Below are 16,550 nucleotides of genomic sequence, written 5' to 3' on the forward strand. Positions count from 1 at the left end.
CCCGAAGCGGGCCTGTTGCCCGCCCCGGGGAACCGGACCCGTTTCAGGTCGTGATTTCCTGACGCTTGATCGCTTCATTGCCGTGGTCCTGCGCCTTGGACTTGTGCTTGATCACCAGGCGGTCGGCCTTGTCGACCAGAAGGTCGATGGCTGCGTACAGGTTCTGGTCGGACGCCTCGCAATGCAGATCCTTGCCACGCAGGCGCAGGGTGATTTCAGCCGTATGCTTGAGCGGCTCGATCGACAGGGTGACCTGACTGTCTATGACCTGATCGAAGTGGCGCAATACGCGCGCGGTCTTGGTGTTGACGTACTCACGGATGGCGGGGGTGATTTCCAGATTGCGGCCAGTAATGGTCAGGCTCATGGTGCGGACTCCTTGCGCAGTGAAAGTGCCACTCCAGTGTACCCAAAGCGGGGCCTGCAGCAAGCCCCGTGCGCCGTTGTATGCTATAGGGATATACGGCGTCGGGGGCGCCTGCAGCGGTCCGTCGCCTATCGGGCTCGGGCGCCCTGCGGTGGCCTGTTGCATATCGGGTCCAGCGCCCTGCGGCGGCCCGCCACATGCCGGGCCAGGGCCTGCAGGCACCGTGCCGTGTGCCAGGCCTACATGCGGAAGTTCTTGCCCAGGTACACCTGGCGCACGGCTTCGTTGTCGACGATTTCTTCGGGGTGGCCGCTGGTCAGCACCCGGCCTTCGCTGATGATATAGGCGCGGTCGCAGATCCCCAGGGTTTCACGCACGTTGTGATCGGTGATCAGTACGCCGATGTTGCGGCTCTTGAGAAACTGCACGATGCGCTGGATTTCGATCACCGCGATCGGATCCACCCCGGCGAAGGGTTCGTCCAGCAGGATGAAGCGGGGGTGAGTGGCCAAAGCCCGGGCAATCTCGACGCGGCGCCGCTCGCCACCGGACAGTGACAGCGCCATGTTGCTGCGGATATGGCCGATCTGGAGTTCATCGATCAGTGACTCGAGCCGTGCCTCGAGGGCTGCGGGTGAAAGCGCCCGGCCCTCGCCATCGCGCTGCAGCTCGAGCACGGCCCTGATGTTCTGTTCGACCGTCAGGCGACGAAACACGGATGCATCCTGAGGCAGATAGGACAGGCCCAGGCGTGCCCTGCGGTGCATGGGCAGCCCCGAGACCTCGTGATCGTCGATCAGGATGCGACCGGTATCCGCCGGAATCAGGCCGACGATCATGTAGAAACTGGTGGTCTTCCCGGCCCCGTTGGGCCCCAGCAGGCCGACCACCTCGCCGCTGTCGACCTTCAGTGAGACATCCTGGACCACCGTGCGTCGCCCGAAGGTCTTGCCCAGGCCGATCGCCTGCAGGCTGCCGTGGGTACGCTGCAGGTCCGCATCGCCGGTGCGTGCAAGAGTGGCATTTTCGGGCATGGAGCAGGGACGTTCAGGGTTTGGCGCCGGCCGCCTTGCAGCGCGCGGTGGCCTGATCGATGCGTGACTGGGGCTGGGCCAGAGAGCGCACGCGCCCACCGGAGGCCGCCGAGTCCTTCCCGCCGAAGGCTTCGTATGTACCTGATTTCTGATGATAGATGATGCGTGCGCCGCGAACGTTGTCGAGGGTTTCACCGCAGATCTGGCGCGTGACGGTCGCCTGGCCGGTGAGGATCACGTCGCCGCTGCGGCCGTCGTAGTCGGCCTGCAGCCCGGTGGCGATCAGGGTTTCGTATTTTTCGGGGTTTTCCTGACGGATGGTGACCATCTTGCCGGGCGCCGGTGTGGCCGTGCCGAACTGATTGCCCTGGTCATCTTCGCGGGTGACCAGCTTTTCGCCGTGCAGCGTCATGTTGCCGCGCGTCAGGATGACGTTGCCGGTGAATGTGCTCACCTTGCTGATGTCATCGTAGTGCAGGGTGTCGGCAAGAATGACGGTCTCGGGCTCGGGTTCACTGGTCTGGGCCATGGTGGCGGATGTGCCGAACAGGATCAGGAAGGCGATGGTCGCGCCGGACAGCAGGGTCGATCGCAATGATTTCATGGCTGTGGGTCCTTTTGGCCAGAGGTTCGGGCAGCCTGGTCTTCGCCCGAAATCTTGACATTGCTGCCTGCCGTGACAGTCAGCTGGCGGGTACGGTTATCGTAGCGCATGCCGGTGCCCCGCAGGGTGGATGTGCCGTGGATGACCACGGCAGGTTGGTCGGTGTGCACGAGGTCGTGCTCCGGTTCGATCACGAGCTTTTCGCTGCGCACATCGAGCAGCTTGCTCTCGGGGGTGGCCAGGCGCTGCAGGTGGGCATCGCCCGTGAGCACGATGCGCTCGCCTTTCTGGTCGAGTTCGCCGTGCAAGGCCGTGCCGACTGTGACCGGGGAATCCGGCTGGTGCCCGACCGCGCGAGGATGGTCGATTTCGTAGCTGTCGGTGTCGGGGAAGTGCTCCATGGCGGTGCCTTCGAGGCGGTTGACGGCCTGGCCGCGGGCATCGCTGCGCACCATGACGAAGGCGCCCGACCAGGAATCACGCTCGTGAGTCAGGCGCCGCGGTGGATCGATCTGGATCGACTGCAGGGCGTAATCCGAGGCCCACCAGGTGCCCAGCACCAACAGGCCCAGCAGCAGGATGGCCACCAGGCCCGGCATGCGTTCTTTCACTGGATCGCCCCGCCGAGGGTGGACAGGCGGGTCGTGAAACAGGCGCTCAGGCGCCCCTGGGCGGCCAGGATCAGGTCGCAGCATTCGCGCACGGCGCCGCGGCCACCGCCGAGTTCCGTGACCCAGTGCGCCGCCTGCCGGATGTAGAACGGCGCATTGGGCACACTGACCGCAAAGCCACAGGCGCGCAATGCCGGCAGATCGATGATGTCGTCGCCCATGTAGCCTGTATCCTGCAGGTTCAGCCCCGCTTCACGGGCCAGCTGCTCGAGGGTGCCGATCTTGTCGTGCACACCCTGCAGGGCGGGTGAAATGCCCAGCTCGGCCGCTCGTCGGGCCGTGATCTCGCTCTTGCGCCCGCTGACCCAGGCCACCCGGATGCCCTGCTCGCGCAGCAGTCGCAGGCCGTGGCCATCGAGCGCATTGAAGGCCTTGACGGCCTCGCCCTGGTGGCCGTACCAGAGGCTGCCGTCGGTCAGGATGCCATCCACATCGAACACCATCAGGCGCACACTGCGTGCACGGCCCAGGATCTCGGCCGGGATGCGGGCGAGGATCTGGGCTTCGGCAGGGTGCGAGAAACCAGGCAGCTCGTTCATCAGATCACCTTGGCAGCGAGCAGGTCGTGCATGTGCAATGCCCCCAATAATAGCCCGTCGGCATCGACCACCAGGATCTGGCTGAGCTTGTGGGCATCCATGATCGTGGCGGCCTCGATGGCCAATGCCTGCGGCGCGATGCTGCGCGGGTGCGGGCTCATGCCGTCCGCGACCGTCATCTGGCGGATGTCGCCCAGGCGCGTGAGCAGGCGGCGCAGGTCGCCGTCGGTGAAGATCCCCACGGGCGTGCGCCCGCGCAGAACGATCGTCATGCCCATGCCCTTGGCGGACATTTCGGCCAGCGCATCGGGAATCAGTGTGTCCGGGTGTACGCAGGGCAACGCCGCGCCGTGGCGCATGATATCGCCCGCCGTGGTGAGCAGGCGGCGACCCAGCGCGCCCCCCGGGTGCGAGCGGGCAAAGTCCTCGCGGTTGAACCCGCGTGCTTCGAGACAGGCGACCGCCAGTGCGTCGCCCAGGACCAGTGCGACCGTGGTGCTGGCCGTAGGGGCGAGGTTCAGCGGACAGGCCTCGTGTTCGACGGCGGCATCGAGCACGAAATCGGCATTCTGTGCGAGTTCCGAGCCTGGATGGCCGGTGAGGGCGATGATTTGCGTGCCCAGGCGCTTGGCCACCGAGAGGATGGTGATGAGTTCCTGGGCCGAGCCCGAATAGGACAGCGCCAGCAGGATGTCCTGGCCCGTGAGCATGCCCAGGTCGCCGTGGATGGCTTCGGCCGCATGCATGAAGAATGCCGGCGTACCGGTGGACGCCAGTGTGGCTGCAATCTTGCGCGCGACATGCCCGGATTTGCCGATGCCCGTGACGACGACGCGCCCCGAACAGGCCAGGATGGCCGTGACGGCGTGTTCGAAGGCCGGCCCCAGCCGGGCCTGCACGGCCTGCAGGGCCTGGATTTCGGTCTGGAAGGTGCGTTGGGCACTGGCGCGCATGGCGTCCGGGCGCAGTTCGGGGCATGGGTGCATGCGCGCATTTTACCCGGCTGCGGCCGGCCCATGCAGGGGCGCGGCTTGTTACACTGGGCGCGAATCATTTTCCCTTCAGGGTGTTGCCATGCAAACCGATCCGGCCCAGTACGTGCGTGACACGATACGCACGGTACCCGACTGGCCGCAGCCTGGCGTGATGTTCCGCGACATCACGCCGGTATTTCAGGATCCACGTTCGTTCAGGGTGTTGATCGACCTGTTCGTCTATCGCTACATGCGCCAACGCCTCGATCTCGTGGCAGGCATCGATGCGCGTGGTTTCATCGTGGGTTCGGTGCTGGCCTATGAGCTCAATCTGGGGTTCGTCCCGGTGCGCAAGCAGGGCAAGCTGCCGTTTCGTACGGTAGCCGAGCAGTATTCGCTCGAATACGGCAATGCAGCGGTCGAGATGCATACGGATGCCGTACGCCCTGGCCAGCGGGTGCTGCTCATCGATGACCTGATTGCGACCGGGGGCACCATGCTGGCTGCGGCACGGCTCTTGCAGCGCCTGGGTGCCAACGTGGCCGAGGCGGCGGCCATCATCGATCTGCCCGATCTCGGGGGTTCGCGTGCGGTGCGGGATTCGGGCTTGCCCGTGTATACCGTGTGTGCGTTTGGTTCCGACACGGGCGACTGAACCGGGCTGGCTTCGGCGCGGCGATTGCGGCAAGCCGCGATCACAGCCAGCCCGACAGCCAGGGCCAGCTGTGCAGCAGGGCGGCCGTCATGATGATGTAGCGCAGGCATTTGCCTATGGCCATGTACAGGATGCTGCGCCAGAAGGGCAGGCGCAGCCAGCCGGCCACTGCGCACAACGGGTCGCCGACGATGGGCAGCCAGGACAGCAGCAGGGCCGGCGGGCCCAGGCGCTGGAACCAGTTGGTGCCCAGCCGATGCCAGCGCCCTCCGGCCTGGTCGGGTGAGTGCCTGGCAGGGGTAGCGCCGCTCGTGGATATGTCGCTCGGGGGGTACGCTGCCGGTGTCTGGCGTGGCGCGCCGCGCCATTGGTGCCAGAGGGTTTCCGCGCCGGCGCCCATGACATAGGTGACGGCCCCGCCCAGCGTATTGCCGATGGTGGCCACGGCCACCGCGGGCCAGAACATGTGCGGCGCCAGCTGCACGAACGCAAAGACGGCGGGTTCGGAGCCCAGAGGCAACAGGGTGGCCGAGATCAGGCTCACGAAGAAAATCGCAGGCAGGCCCACGCTGGGCAGGGCCAGGGCCGCCAGCAAGGCCTGAATCGAGGAATGCAGCCAGAGTTCCATAAGACGGGTGTTGCAGCACGAGCGGCCACTCTACGATCTGGCAGGCGATTTGTCGAGCTGTGATATTCTTTTTTGCTTTCGCCCCCTTGTCAGTGTGCCCACGTCTTTCGTGCCCGCACACGGCGTGACCCAGGTTGTCGGCCATCCGGGCCGCATGCGCGCAGTGGGGCTGCACCCCTGATAGTCCTGCCATGTCCGTCGATTACCTGAAACGCATCCTGACCTCGAAAGTGTACGACGTCGCCCACGAAACCGCGCTTGAACCGGCCACGCGCATCTCGCGGCGCATCGGCAACACGGTGCTGCTCAAGCGTGAAGACACCCAGCCCGTGTTCAGCTTCAAATTGCGCGGCGCGTACAACAAGATGGCCAATCTCCCTGTCGAGACGCTCAGGCGGGGCGTGATCGCCGCATCGGCCGGCAATCATGCACAGGGGGTGGCGCTTGCCGCCAGTCGCCTCAAGTGTCGGGCCGTGATCGTCATGCCGGTGACCACGCCGCAGGTCAAGATCGACGCCGTGAAGGCATTGGGCGGTGAGGTCGTGCTGCATGGCGACAGCTTCACGGATGCGGCTGAGCATGCCGCCGAACTGCAGACCCGCGAGGGCCTGGCCTTCGTGCATCCGTTCGATGACCCGGACGTGATTTCAGGCCAGGGCACGATCGGCATGGAAATCCTGCGCCAGCATCCCGGCCCGATCGATGCCGTGTTCGTGGCCATCGGGGGGGGCGGGCTGATCTCGGGGGTGGCTGCATACATCAAGCAGCTGCGCCCCGAGATCCAGGTGATTGGCGTGCAGACCGACGACTCGAATGCCATGATACGCAGCGTGCAGGCCGGCAGGCGCCTGAAGCTGGCCGATGTCGGGCTGTTCTCGGATGGCACTGCAGTCAAGCAGGTGGGCCAGGAGACCTTTCGGCTGGTGCGCGAATACGTGGATGATTTCATTACGGTCGATACCGATGCGATCTGCGCAGGCATCAAGGACGTGTTCCAGGATACCCGCAGCGTGCTCGAGCCCGCGGGGGCGCTGGCCGTTGCCGGGCTCAAGCGCTACGTGGCGCAGCACAAGTGGAAGGGCAAGACGCTGGTGGCCATCACGTGCGGGGCAAACATGAATTTCGATCGGTTGCGTTTCGTGGCCGAACGGGCCGACGTGGGTGAGGCCCGCGAGGCGCTGTTTGCCATCACCCTGCCCGAGCAGCGCGGCAGTTTTCTGCGCCTGTGTGAAGCCGTGGGGCAGCGCGCGGTGACCGAGTTCAACTATCGCATTTCGGACTCCGAAAAGGCGCATGTGTATGTGGGCCTGCAGATCCGTTCGGAAGCCGAAATCGAGAAGCTGGCAGCGCACTTTCGCAAGCAGGGGTTCCCCACGCTGGACCTGACGGGCAACGAAATGGCCAAGACCCATCTGCGCTACATGGTGGGCGGGCACTCGGAACTGGCCAGCCACGAAGTCCTGTATCGCTTCGAGTTCCCCGAGCGTCCGGGGGCCCTGATGAAATTTCTGGGTGCCATGAACCCCGAATGGAACATCAGCCTGTTCCATTACCGTAACCAGGGCGACGACTATGGCCGTATTCTGGTGGGTATCCAGGTACCGCCATCGGACAAAAAGGCATTCAGGGCGTTCCTCACGACGCTGGGCTACCCGCACTGGAACGAGTCCGACAACCCGGCCTATCAGCTGTTTCTCTGAACCGGCTCGGGCGTCGCTTGCGCAGGTTGCGGCTCGGGCTCGGGTGCTGATTGCGCAGGTTGCGGCTCGGGCTCGAGTGTCGCTTGCGCAGGCCGTGGATCCGGCTCGGGTACGGCTCGTGCTGGCTGCGGATCCGGCGCGTCATGCTGCGTGGTGGCCGTCAGTACCCGGGCCGGCGGCAGGATGACTGAAAACGTGCTGCCTTGCCCCAGTGTGCTCTCGATCTGCAGTTCGGCATCATGGCGCATGGCGACGTGGCGTGCAATGGCCAGCCCCAGGCCCGTGCCGCCCGTGGCCCTCGAGCGCCCCCGGTCGGCGCGGAAGAAGCGCTCGGTCAGCCGCGGGAGGTCGGCCGATGCGATACCGATGCCGGTATCGGCCACCCGGCAGGCCGCGGCACCCGAGGTGGTCTGCTCCCAGGTGACGGTGATCGAGCCGCCGGGCGGGGTGTAGCGCACCGCATTGGTGAGCAGGTTGCCGATCGCGGACGCCAGTTCGCCTGCCTGTCCACAGATCTGCAGATGCGCGTCCAGCCGTGCTTCGAACTGGTGTTGCCCCTGGGACAGCGCCCGCGCCTGATCCAGCGCGGCATGAATCAGTGCCGCCATATCGACCGGCACCCCCGTTTGCTGCGTCGTGGACTCGAGAGCCGACAGGGTGAGCAGGTCATCGACCAGGGCCTGCATGCAGCGGGCCTGTTCAGCCATCAGCGCCAGGTAGTGGCGCTGCGTGTCCGGAGTCTGTTCTTCCGGGGGCGTGTCGAGCAGGGTCTCGATGAAACCCGACAGTACGGTGAGCGGCGTGCGCATCTCGTGGGAGACATTGGCCACGAAGTCCTTGCGGGTGGTCTCCAGGCGTTCGATCTGGGTGATATCGCGCGTGACCATCAGGTATTGGCCCACGCCATAAGGCGCCAGGTGCAGGGACAGGGTACGTTGATGGGCGCCGTAGCCGCGCTGCAGGATCAGGGGCCTGTCCCAGTGCGACTGGCTGGCGTAGCGGCCAAACCGGGGGTCGCGCAGGATGTTCAGGATGCTGTGGCCTCGGTCGCGTTCCAGATCCAGGCCGAGATGCCTGGCTGCGGTCTGGTTGCACCAGATCAGGCTCTGATCGGGCGCCAGGGTCAGCGCGCCGTCTGGCAGGGCCTCGGCAGCGAGCAGGGCACGGTTGAAATTCCGCGTTCGTTCGTTCAGGTCCAGACGGTTCTGCTTGAGCTTGCGGTAGATGGGCGCCAGGATTTCATCCCAGGGGCCGACGGACGGGGGCGGTGGATCGTCGATCTGACGCACCCATCGTGCAATGCGTGAAAGTTGCACGCCACTGACCAGGGTCATCAGCAGCAAGCCGGCGGCAAACAGGGCCCAGCCCGTGGCGGCGCCCAGCCAGGTGCCCAGCAGCCACCCGCCCAGGGCCCATAGCGCAATCGAAACAAGGGTTTTGTTCATGGTGTCCTACAGCCTGGCGGGCAGCACGAAACGATAGCCTGCGCCGCGTATGGTCTGGATGGTGTCCTGCAGCCCGGCAGGCGCCAGAGCCTTGCGCAGGCGGCGCACATGCACGTCGACCGTGCGCTCCTCGACCGTCGTGTGTTCCCCCCAGACCTGGTCCAGCAACTGGGCGCGATTGTAGACGCGTCCTGCATGCGTGGCCAGAAAGTGCAGCAGGCGGAATTCCGTGGGGCCCAGGGGCAGCACCTGCCCATGGCTGCTGGCGCTGAGGATCTGGGGATCGAGCCGCAGGGGGCCCGCCTGTGTGATGTCCTGGCTCAGCTGCGGCATACGCCGACGCAGCAGCGAGCGGACCCGGGCCAGCAGTTCGCGCACTGAAAACGGCTTGCCGACATAGTCGTCCGCGCCGGCCTCGAGGCCGGCCACGATATCCTGTTCGCTGCTGCGCGCCGTCAGCATGATCAGGGGGATGTCCCGTGTGCGTGCTTGCGACCGCAATTGCCGGGCCAGGCGCAGTCCGGAGCCATCGGGCAGCATCCAGTCCAGCAGAATCAGATCAGGGCGCGCGTGCCCGATGCTGGCCTGTGCCTGCCTGAGCGATGCAGCACAGTGCACCTGATAGCCTGCCCGTTGGAGGTTCAGCGACAGCAGGGCCTGAATCGCGGGTTCGTCTTCGATGACCAGGATGGTGGCAGTCATGCGCGTTCGGAGAAATGAAAGGCCATGCCGTCATTATTTCATTCCTGCGAGCCCATGCCGTGAATGCGGTACGATACGCCTACCATGCACAAGTCCGTACAAGACGCTGGCTCCGGGCCGCACACGCATTTTGGCTATCAGTCCGTACCCGAATCCGAGAAGGCGCGGCGGGTGGCCGATGTCTTTCATTCGGTGGCGTCCCGCTACGATCTGATGAACGACCTGATGTCCGGCGGCCTGCACCGGCTCTGGAAGCGTTTCACCATGGCCCGGGCACAGGTGCGGGCGGGCATGAAAGTGCTCGACATTGCCGGTGGCACGGGGGATCTCGCACGCGCTTTTGCGCAGCGTGCGGGTGCGCAGGGCGAGGTCTGGCTCACCGACATCAACGAATCCATGCTCCGGGTGGGGCGTGACCGCCTGCTCGATGCCGGTTTCGTGGTGCCGGCGGTCGTCTGCGATGCCGAGCATCTGCCCTTTCCGGATGCCTGGTTCGATCGCGTCAGCGTGGCCTTTGGCCTGCGCAACATGACCCACAAAGAGCGCGCACTGGCCGAGATGCGGCGGGTGCTCAAGCCGGGCGGCAAGCTGCTGGTGCTTGAATTCTCGCGGGTGAATCCGGTGCTGGCGCCGGCATACGACTGGTATTCCTTCAACGTCCTGCCAAGGCTGGGCCGTTGCGTGGCGGGTGATGAAGCCAGCTACCGCTATCTGGCCGAATCCATCCGCATGCATCCCGATCAAGAGACGCTGGCAGCCATGCTGCGCGCCGCGGGCCTCGAGCGCGTGCAGTATTTCAATCTCACTGCCGGCGTGGTCGCCCTGCACGAAGGCGTTCGCCTGAACTGAATTCTGTGGTACCTTTCCATCTCGTTCAGCTTTTTGTCAGCTTGATGCCTGACGTGACGGAGAAACCATGAATCAATCCCTTGCCCGCCTGCTCCCTGGCCTGCTGCTCATGCTTGCAGCCCTGGCCATGCTGACCGTCACGCACGATGCCGAGGCGCGCCGCCTTGGTGGCGGCCTGAGCTTCGGCCGCCAGTCCACCAATATCATGAAGCAGCGCCAGGCCGTGACACCGCCTGCTGCGCGCAGCACACCTCAGAGCGCGGCACCCGTTGCCGGTGCGGCGGGCGCCCGGGCAGCCGGGGCGAGCGCGCGCTCGGGCATGTCGCGCTGGCTGGGGCCCATTGCCGGTATCGCGGCCGGGCTGGGCATTGCGGCCCTGCTGTCCAGCCTGGGCCTGTCCGGCGCGCTGCTCGAGTTCCTGTCCAGCGCCCTGCTGATCGGGTTGGTGATCTTTGCGGTCATGTTCCTGGTGCGGCGCCTGCGTGCCAGCCAGCAACCCATGGCCACGGCGCGCGCAGGTGGCCACGCGGGCGCTGCGTCGCAAAGCTACCGGCAGGCGCATGATGTCTCCAGTCCAGGGCCGTCTGCCGGGGCAGCGCCCGTCATCGAGGCCGTTGCATCGACCACGGCGCATGATGCCAGCTGGTTCATTCCGGCCGATTTCGATGTGCCGGTCTTCCTCGAGCAGGCCAAGCAGCAGTTCATCCGGATCCAGACCTTGTGGGATGCGGGGGATCGCGATCAACTGGGCGAATTGCTCACCGATGACATGCTGGTCGAAATCACCCCGAGCCTGCCGCACCCCGACGAAGGCAACCACACCGAAGTGGTGCTGCTCAACGCCGAACTGATGGGTATCGAGGCCGTGGCGGGCGGCCATCTGGCCAGCGTGCGCTATTCAGGCATGCTGCGCGAAAGCGCCGGGGCCGAGGCGTCGCGCTTCGAAGAAGTCTGGAACCTGTACAAGGCACAGGGTGCCGGCTGGCTTCTGGCCGGCATACAGCAGATCGAACCCCGCTGATCGCGGTCGCTTGCGCTTCTGCGTGCGCGGTCCGGGCGTAGTCGCGTTGCAAAACCGGTAAACTGGAGCCTTTGCTGGCCCTGCTGCGTCAGGGGCCGATTCGCCCGCGCGGCCAGGCCCCTGTGTGCATCAGTGTCGGGTCTGGTTCCGGTGCACCTTCATGCGTATCCCGTCATTTCTGCCCACACCCTCCACGTACCTGATACGGGGCATCAACCACGTACTCCAGCAGCACACTCAGGCTGCCGCGCAATTGGCTGCACATGCGGGAAAATCCCTGCGCCTGACGGCAGGCCGGCCGTTGCACTGGCAGGCCAGCATCACGCCCGAGGGGCGCCTGCAGGCGGGCCTTGTCGATACCGAGCCCGATGTCGTGCTGTCCATTCCGGTGGCCCGGCGCGCCGAAATTCTGCCTGCATGGCAGCAGCGAGGCCTCGCGGGGGTGGTCGATCTGGCCCGTATCGAAGGGGATGCCGCCCTGGCCCAGGTGCTGTCCGGCCTGGCCGCCACCCTGCGCTGGGATTTCGAAGACGATCTCGCCCGCGTGGTCGGTGACTGGCCCGCCGTGCGGCTGGTGCAAGGGGGGCATGCCATGGGGCGGGGGCTGCAGCGCGCAGGGCAGGGCCTGCAGGGCCTGCTGGCCGGGTACCTGCGCGAAGAATCCGGTCTGCTGGCCGGGCATGCGGATCTGCAGGCGCTTCAGGCGCGCCAAAGCGCCCTGCGCGGCGCGCTGGATGGCTTGCAGACCCGATTGCGCAAGTTCGAGCGTGGCATGCCATGACCGTGTTCCGTCTCATCTACATCCTCTGGATCGGCCTGCGCTATCGTCTCGACGATCTGGTGCTGTCCAGTCTGCAGCATCCCTGTGCCCATACGCTATTGCGTATCGTACGCCTGGGCATGCGCCCGCGCCGTGCGCGCGGCGAGCGCCTGCGCGTGGCCCTGGAAACGCTCGGGCCGATCTATGTCAAATTCGGGCAGGTGCTCTCCACCCGCCGCGACCTGGTGCCGCCCGATATTGCCGATGAACTGGCCCTGCTCCAGGACCGCGTCCCGCCTTTTCCATCCGATGTGGCTGCAGCGATCATTCACGAGGCCCTGGGTGATGCGCCTGAAAACCTGTTTGCACATTTCGAGCGCGATCCGGTGGCATCGGCCTCCATCGCTCAGGTGCATTTTGCGGTGCTGCACGATGGCCGTGAAGTGGCCGTCAAGGTCCTGCGGCCCGGCATGCGCGATGCCATAGAACGCGATCTGTCCCTCATGCGGTCCCTGGCGGCGCTGGTCGAACGGCTGGCACCTGATGGCCGCCGGCTCAAGCCCCGCGAAGTGGTGGCCGAATTCGACAAGTACCTGCACGATGAACTCGATCTGGTGCGCGAGGCGGCCAATTGCAGCCAGTTGCGGCGCAATTTCGGGCCGGGTACCGGGCGCGAGCATTTGCTGCTGGTGCCCGAAGTGGTCTGGGAATACTGTGCCACGCCCGTGTTCACGATGCAGCGCATGCGTGGTGTACCGGTCAGCCAGGTGGCGCGCCTGCAGGCGCTCGGGGTGGACATCCCCAGGCTGGCCCGGCAGGGGGTCGAGATCTTTTTCATGCAGGTGTTCACCGACGGTTTCTTCCACGCCGACATGCATCCCGGCAACATCTATGTGTCCGACGAGCCCGACACCCTGGGCCAGTACATTGCGCTCGACTTCGGCATCGTGGGGTCGCTGTCCGAATTCGACAAGAACTATCTGGCGCAGAATTTCCTGGCCTTCTTCAGGCGCGACTACCGGCGTGTCGCCCAGTTGCACATCGAGTCCGGCTGGGTGCCGGCCACAACGCGCGAAGAAGAGCTCGAAGGGGCGGTACGGGCGGTCTGCGAGCCCTATTTCGATCGGCCACTGGCAGAAATCTCGCTCGGCCAGGTGCTGTTGCGCCTGTTCCAGACCTCGCGCCGATTCCATGTCGAGATCCAGCCCCAGCTGGTCCTGCTGCAGAAAACCCTGCTCAATGTCGAGGGCATGGGCCGCGAACTGGATCCCGACCTGGATCTTTGGCAGACCGCCAAGCCCTTTCTCGAGCGCTGGATGCACGAGCGCATCGGCTGGCGCGGGTTGCGCCAGCGGCTCGATCAAGAGGCGGGCCAGTGGTCGCAATTGCTGCCGCAGATTCCGCGTCTGGTCTACATGCAGCTGAACCGGCCGGATCAGGGCGCCGCGCTGCACGCCGAATTGCAGGCGCTGACCCGCGGCCGTGAACGCACCAATCGCCTTCTGCTGGCCACATGCGTGATCCTGGCCACCGGGCTGGGTCTGGCGGTCTGGGTGTTGATGCATTCTGGCGGGGGGCTGTCCTGATGCCGCCGCCCCGTTTCGAGGCCAAGATCCTCAGCCGCGAGGCCTGCCTGCAGGCGCTGCGCGAAAACCGCTGGCCCCGGCCCCTGGTGTTCACCAATGGCGTGTTCGACGTGTTGCATCGCGGGCATGTCACGTACCTTGACCGGGCGGCGCAACTTGGGGCCACCCTGATCGTGGCCGTGAATACGGATGCGTCGGTACGCCGCCTGGGCAAGGGCGCCGACCGGCCCCTGAACGGCGAGGCCGATCGCGCTGCGGTTCTGGCGGCGGTCGGCTGCGTCTCGATTGTCACATGGTTCGATGAAGACACGCCTTTGCAGTTGATCGAGGCCTTGCGCCCGGATCTGATTGTCAAGGGGGGTGATTACGATATGGAGGCCCTGCCGGAAACGGCTGCGGTGCGCCGCTGGGGCGGGCAGGCCGTGGCCATTGCCTTCGAGCACCAGCGCTCGACGACCGCCCTGGTGCAGAAGATCAGAGCGACGGGCGCCCCACATGCAGGCCGCAGGTGTTCAGGTTCAGAGCATTCAGGCTCAGAGCGCTCAGGTTCAGAATCTGAACCGTGACCGGCATGTGCCGCGCAGCGGTTTGGCCCAGGTATCGAACAACTGGACGATCTCGAAATTGGCTGCGCTGGTGCGGGTGATTCGACAGGCGGTCATGATGGGGTTGCGCCCCACGATGGCCACCAGCCGCCCGCCGATTGCAAGCTGGTACTTCAGGGTATCGGGCACGGTGGGTACCGAGCCGGTGATCAGGATGGCGTCGTATTCGGCCGACCCCCAACCGGCATGGGCATCGCCGGTTTCCAGCGTGACATTGCCAACCCCGGCGCGGGTCAGGTTGGCGCGCGCGAAGTGGGTCAGGCAGTGTTCGATTTCTATGCTGGTAACCTGCTGGCACAGGCGTGACAGCAGGGCAGTATGGTAGCCGGACCCCGTACCGATCTCGAGAACGCAATCGGTGGGCTGCAATTGCAGTGCTTCAGCCAGCCGCGCCTCGACCTTGGGTGAGAGCATGGTTTCGCGGGTATCCAGGCCATCGATGATCAGCGGCAGTTCGGTGTCGGCAAAGGCCAGTGCACGCAGGTGCCGGGGCACGAATTGCTCGCGCGGCATGTCGAAGATGGCCTGCAGGACGTGCTCGTCTTGCACGTTCCATGGGCGGATCTGCTGCTCGACCATGTTGAAACGGGCACGGTCGGCCTCGGCAATGTCATTGACGTTCATGTCGCAACCCGGAATTTCATGTGGCTCCGATTATAGGCCAGGCTGCGCCATGCCTGGCCACCAGGCATGGAAATGCTGCACGGGGCCATGCCCCGAGCCCACCTGAAGCTGGTCCGAGGCCCGGATGGCGCCTTCCAGATATGCCTTGGCCTGGCGCGCCGCTTCCGGAACCGGGCTGACGCGGGGCAGCAGCGCGGCCAGGGCCGCAGACAGCGTGCAGCCTGTTCCGTGCGTGTTGCGGGTATGGATGCGCCGGCCCGGCAGTTCAAAGAGCCGGTCGCCATCGTGCAGCATGTCGATGGTATCGTCGCCCGGCAAATGCCCCCCCTTGAGGAGTACCCAGCGGTGGCCGTCATCGGCCATCAGGCGCCGCAGGCGTTCGGCCACCCGGCGCATGGCCTTGGGGGTGTCCACCGCGGTTTCCTCGAGGAGCACGCCGGCTTCCGGCAGATTGGGCGTGATGATGGTGGCCAGGGGGATCAGGGCCTCGCGCAGCGCATGGACCGCACTGCGTTCGAGCAGATGATCGCCGCTTTTGGCGATCATGACCGGGTCGAGCACCACGTGGGCGGGTTGCCAGTGCTGCAGGCGTTCGGCGACGACATGCGTGACCCCGGCCTGCCCCAGCATGCCGATCTTCACCGCGTCGACCCGTACATCGCTGAACAGGGTGTCGATCTGGGCGGCCACGAAATCGGGCGGTACCGGTGCAATATGCGTGACGGCCTGTGTATTCTGGGCTGTCAGCGCGGCAACGACGGCCATGCCGTAAGCCCCCAGGGCGCTCATGGCCTTGACATCGGCCAGAATGCCGGCGCCCCCGGAGGGGTCGACACCGGCAATGGACAGAGTGTTGGGTATGGACATGCTCGAACGACCTTGAAAAGGACTGAAAACGGGCGTGCGCTCAGGCGGCGTGGGTGGATGGCAGCAGCCCTTCACTGGGAGAACTGGGGTCTGCATCGTAATATTTTCGCCGCACGCGCCCGGCCAGAAACGCTTCGCGCCCGGCGCAGACGGCCATGCGCATGGCATGGGCCATGCGGATCGGCTCTCGAGCCCCCGCGATGGCTGTGTTCATGAGGATGGCATCGCAGCCGAGTTCCATGGCGATGGCGGCATCCGAGGCCGTGCCGACCCCTGCATCGACCAGCACCGGCACGCGCGCCTGATCGATGATCAGGCGCAGGTTCCAGGGGTTGAGGATGCCCATGCCGGAACCAATCAGCGAGGCCAGCGGCATGACGGCCGCCACCCCGATGTCTTCGAGCATGCGGCACTGGATGGGGTCGTCGCTGCAGTAGACCATGACCTCGAAACCGTCGGCCACGAGCGTACGGGCTGCAGCCAGGGTTTCGGGCATGTTGGGAAACAGGTTGCCCGCGTCTCCAAGGACCTCGAGTTTGACCAGCGCATGGCCATCGAGCAGTTCACGGGCCAGGCGCAGGGTGCGCACGGCATCGTCTGCCGTATAACAACCCGCTGTATTGGGCAGCAGCGTGTATTTTTCGGGGGACAGGAAATCCAGCAGATTGGGCTCGCCCGGCGTCTGCCCGATGTTGGTTCGGCGGATGGCAACCGTGACGATTTCGGCACCACTGGCTTCGATGGCCAGGCGGGTTTCTTCGAAATCACGGTATTTTCCGGTACCTACGAGCAGGCGGGAATGAAAGGTGCGTTGGGCAATGGTGAGGGTATCGGAGGCAGTCATGATCAGCGTGGGCATGCAGTACGGAAGACGGGGCGGATGCGGAAAGCAGGCGCCATATACAAGGATAATCCATCT

At 65.4% G+C, this 16,550-nt stretch carries 18 protein-coding genes and 1 pseudogene; 7 read left to right on the forward strand and 12 right to left on the reverse strand.

Annotated elements, in window-relative coordinates; translation table 11 throughout:
* Window positions 1-43 precede the first annotated feature (43 nt).
* The 6 genes from hpf to WCY17_RS02925 form a co-directional block, all read right to left on the reverse strand.
* Window positions 44-367 (reverse strand): ribosome hibernation-promoting factor, HPF/YfiA family, encoded by a 324-nt coding sequence (gene hpf / locus WCY17_RS02900; protein ID WP_372700667.1) that lies wholly within the window; start codon window positions 365-367, stop codon window positions 44-46.
* Window positions 368-606: 239 nt separating this feature from the next.
* On the reverse strand, window positions 607-1,401 hold the full coding sequence (gene lptB / locus WCY17_RS02905) for an LPS export ABC transporter ATP-binding protein (protein WP_372700668.1): 795 nt from the start codon (window positions 1,399-1,401) through the stop codon (window positions 607-609).
* Between the two features lie 13 nt (window positions 1,402-1,414).
* Window positions 1,415-2,005, reverse strand: coding sequence for a lipopolysaccharide transport periplasmic protein LptA (gene lptA / locus WCY17_RS02910; RefSeq protein ID WP_372700669.1), 591 nt, complete (start codon window positions 2,003-2,005; stop codon window positions 1,415-1,417).
* Entirely contained in the window at window positions 2,002-2,616 is a 615-nt protein-coding gene (lptC, locus tag WCY17_RS02915; protein WP_372700670.1) for an LPS export ABC transporter periplasmic protein LptC, read from the reverse strand. The genes lptA and lptC overlap by 4 nt, the downstream gene beginning before the upstream one ends.
* Window positions 2,613-3,215 (reverse strand): KdsC family phosphatase, encoded by a 603-nt coding sequence (locus WCY17_RS02920; RefSeq protein WP_372700671.1) that lies wholly within the window; start codon window positions 3,213-3,215, stop codon window positions 2,613-2,615. The genes lptC and WCY17_RS02920 overlap by 4 nt, the downstream gene beginning before the upstream one ends.
* The gene (locus WCY17_RS02925; RefSeq protein WP_372700672.1) at window positions 3,215-4,201 is read right to left on the reverse strand and encodes an SIS domain-containing protein; all 987 of its coding nucleotides are present in this window, start codon (window positions 4,199-4,201) and stop codon (window positions 3,215-3,217) included. The genes WCY17_RS02920 and WCY17_RS02925 overlap by 1 nt, the downstream gene beginning before the upstream one ends.
* An 88-nt stretch (window positions 4,202-4,289) precedes the next feature.
* Here WCY17_RS02925 and WCY17_RS02930 point away from each other — a divergent pair, with 88 nt between their 5' ends.
* Window positions 4,290-4,844, forward strand: a complete 555-nt coding sequence (locus WCY17_RS02930; RefSeq protein ID WP_372700673.1) for an adenine phosphoribosyltransferase — start codon at window positions 4,290-4,292, stop codon at window positions 4,842-4,844.
* A gap of 40 nt (window positions 4,845-4,884) precedes the next feature.
* Here WCY17_RS02930 and WCY17_RS02935 read toward each other — a convergent pair whose 3' ends face one another.
* Window positions 4,885-5,472, reverse strand: coding sequence for a YqaA family protein (locus WCY17_RS02935; protein ID WP_372700674.1), 588 nt, complete (start codon window positions 5,470-5,472; stop codon window positions 4,885-4,887).
* A 191-nt stretch (window positions 5,473-5,663) separates the two neighbouring features.
* Between WCY17_RS02935 and ilvA the strand changes: the two genes are divergently transcribed.
* Window positions 5,664-7,172: a threonine ammonia-lyase, biosynthetic gene (ilvA, locus tag WCY17_RS02940; protein WP_372700675.1), complete on the forward strand. Its 1,509-nt coding sequence runs from the start codon at window positions 5,664-5,666 to the stop codon at window positions 7,170-7,172.
* Here ilvA and phoR read toward each other — a convergent pair.
* Window positions 7,157-8,617, reverse strand: a complete 1,461-nt coding sequence (phoR, locus tag WCY17_RS02945) for a phosphate regulon sensor histidine kinase PhoR (RefSeq protein ID WP_372700676.1) — start codon at window positions 8,615-8,617, stop codon at window positions 7,157-7,159. The genes ilvA and phoR overlap by 16 nt on opposite strands.
* Window positions 8,618-8,623: 6 nt before the next feature.
* Window positions 8,624-9,319 carry a phosphate regulon transcriptional regulator PhoB gene (gene phoB / locus WCY17_RS02950; RefSeq protein ID WP_372700677.1) on the reverse strand — a complete coding sequence of 232 codons (696 nt, stop codon included), beginning with the start codon at window positions 9,317-9,319 and terminating at the stop codon, window positions 8,624-8,626.
* An 84-nt stretch (window positions 9,320-9,403) separates the two neighbouring features.
* Here phoB and ubiE point away from each other — a divergent pair, with 84 nt between their 5' ends.
* The 5 genes and pseudogenes from ubiE to rfaE2 all read left to right on the forward strand — a co-directional run.
* On the forward strand, window positions 9,404-10,168 hold the full coding sequence (gene ubiE, locus WCY17_RS02955) for a bifunctional demethylmenaquinone methyltransferase/2-methoxy-6-polyprenyl-1,4-benzoquinol methylase UbiE (protein ID WP_372700678.1): 765 nt from the start codon (window positions 9,404-9,406) through the stop codon (window positions 10,166-10,168).
* Between the two features lie 67 nt (window positions 10,169-10,235).
* A complete protein-coding gene (locus WCY17_RS02960) occupies window positions 10,236-11,189 on the forward strand; it encodes a Tim44 domain-containing protein (protein WP_372700679.1) in 954 nt (317 codons plus the stop codon).
* Window positions 11,190-11,349: 160 nt separating this feature from the next.
* On the forward strand, window positions 11,350-11,970 hold the full coding sequence (locus WCY17_RS02965; RefSeq protein ID WP_372700680.1) for an SCP2 domain-containing protein: 621 nt from the start codon (window positions 11,350-11,352) through the stop codon (window positions 11,968-11,970).
* Window positions 11,967-13,535: a ubiquinone biosynthesis regulatory protein kinase UbiB gene (gene ubiB / locus WCY17_RS02970; RefSeq protein WP_372700681.1), complete on the forward strand. Its 1,569-nt coding sequence runs from the start codon at window positions 11,967-11,969 to the stop codon at window positions 13,533-13,535. Before WCY17_RS02965 ends, ubiB begins: the two co-directional genes overlap by 4 nt.
* Window positions 13,535-14,014 (forward strand): annotated as a pseudogene (gene rfaE2 / locus WCY17_RS02975) (D-glycero-beta-D-manno-heptose 1-phosphate adenylyltransferase); the annotation flags it as partial. The gene ubiB and the pseudogene rfaE2, both read left to right, overlap by 1 nt.
* Before the next feature lie 69 nt (window positions 14,015-14,083).
* On the opposite strand, the gene WCY17_RS02980 reads toward rfaE2, so the two are convergent.
* The 3 genes from WCY17_RS02980 to WCY17_RS02990 are packed head-to-tail and all read right to left on the reverse strand — an operon-like array spanning window position 14,084 to window position 16,475.
* Window positions 14,084-14,764, reverse strand: a complete 681-nt coding sequence (locus WCY17_RS02980; RefSeq protein WP_372700682.1) for a protein-L-isoaspartate O-methyltransferase — start codon at window positions 14,762-14,764, stop codon at window positions 14,084-14,086.
* Between the two features lie 30 nt (window positions 14,765-14,794).
* Window positions 14,795-15,631, reverse strand: coding sequence for a bifunctional hydroxymethylpyrimidine kinase/phosphomethylpyrimidine kinase (thiD, locus tag WCY17_RS02985; protein WP_372700683.1), 837 nt, complete (start codon window positions 15,629-15,631; stop codon window positions 14,795-14,797).
* A gap of 40 nt (window positions 15,632-15,671) precedes the next feature.
* Window positions 15,672-16,475, reverse strand: a complete 804-nt coding sequence (locus WCY17_RS02990) for a thiazole synthase (RefSeq protein WP_372700684.1) — start codon at window positions 16,473-16,475, stop codon at window positions 15,672-15,674.
* Between the last annotated feature and the right edge of the window lie 75 nt (window positions 16,476-16,550).

This window comes from Castellaniella sp. (assembly GCF_041677825.1).
Taxonomy (GTDB): domain Bacteria; phylum Pseudomonadota; class Gammaproteobacteria; order Burkholderiales; family Burkholderiaceae_B; genus Castellaniella.

Coding starts and splice junctions, on each gene's coding strand:
- hpf (WP_372700667.1), bottom strand. CDS start 367: ATGAGCCTGACCATTACTGGCCGCAATCTGGAAATCACCCCCGCCATC.
- lptB (WP_372700668.1), bottom strand. CDS start 1,401: ATGCCCGAAAATGCCACTCTTGCACGCACCGGCGATGCGGACCTGCAG.
- lptA (WP_372700669.1), bottom strand. CDS start 2,005: ATGAAATCATTGCGATCGACCCTGCTGTCCGGCGCGACCATCGCCTTC.
- WCY17_RS02920 (WP_372700671.1), bottom strand. CDS start 3,215: ATGAACGAGCTGCCTGGTTTCTCGCACCCTGCCGAAGCCCAGATCCTC.
- WCY17_RS02925 (WP_372700672.1), bottom strand. CDS start 4,201: ATGCACCCATGCCCCGAACTGCGCCCGGACGCCATGCGCGCCAGTGCC.
- WCY17_RS02930 (WP_372700673.1), top strand. CDS start 4,290: ATGCAAACCGATCCGGCCCAGTACGTGCGTGACACGATACGCACGGTA.
- WCY17_RS02935 (WP_372700674.1), bottom strand. CDS start 5,472: ATGGAACTCTGGCTGCATTCCTCGATTCAGGCCTTGCTGGCGGCCCTG.
- ilvA (WP_372700675.1), top strand. CDS start 5,664: ATGTCCGTCGATTACCTGAAACGCATCCTGACCTCGAAAGTGTACGAC.
- phoR (WP_372700676.1), bottom strand. CDS start 8,617: ATGAACAAAACCCTTGTTTCGATTGCGCTATGGGCCCTGGGCGGGTGG.
- phoB (WP_372700677.1), bottom strand. CDS start 9,319: ATGACTGCCACCATCCTGGTCATCGAAGACGAACCCGCGATTCAGGCC.
- ubiE (WP_372700678.1), top strand. CDS start 9,404: ATGCACAAGTCCGTACAAGACGCTGGCTCCGGGCCGCACACGCATTTT.
- WCY17_RS02960 (WP_372700679.1), top strand. CDS start 10,236: ATGAATCAATCCCTTGCCCGCCTGCTCCCTGGCCTGCTGCTCATGCTT.
- WCY17_RS02965 (WP_372700680.1), top strand. CDS start 11,350: ATGCGTATCCCGTCATTTCTGCCCACACCCTCCACGTACCTGATACGG.
- ubiB (WP_372700681.1), top strand. CDS start 11,967: ATGACCGTGTTCCGTCTCATCTACATCCTCTGGATCGGCCTGCGCTAT.
- WCY17_RS02980 (WP_372700682.1), bottom strand. CDS start 14,764: ATGAACGTCAATGACATTGCCGAGGCCGACCGTGCCCGTTTCAACATG.
- thiD (WP_372700683.1), bottom strand. CDS start 15,631: ATGTCCATACCCAACACTCTGTCCATTGCCGGTGTCGACCCCTCCGGG.
- WCY17_RS02990 (WP_372700684.1), bottom strand. CDS start 16,475: ATGACTGCCTCCGATACCCTCACCATTGCCCAACGCACCTTTCATTCC.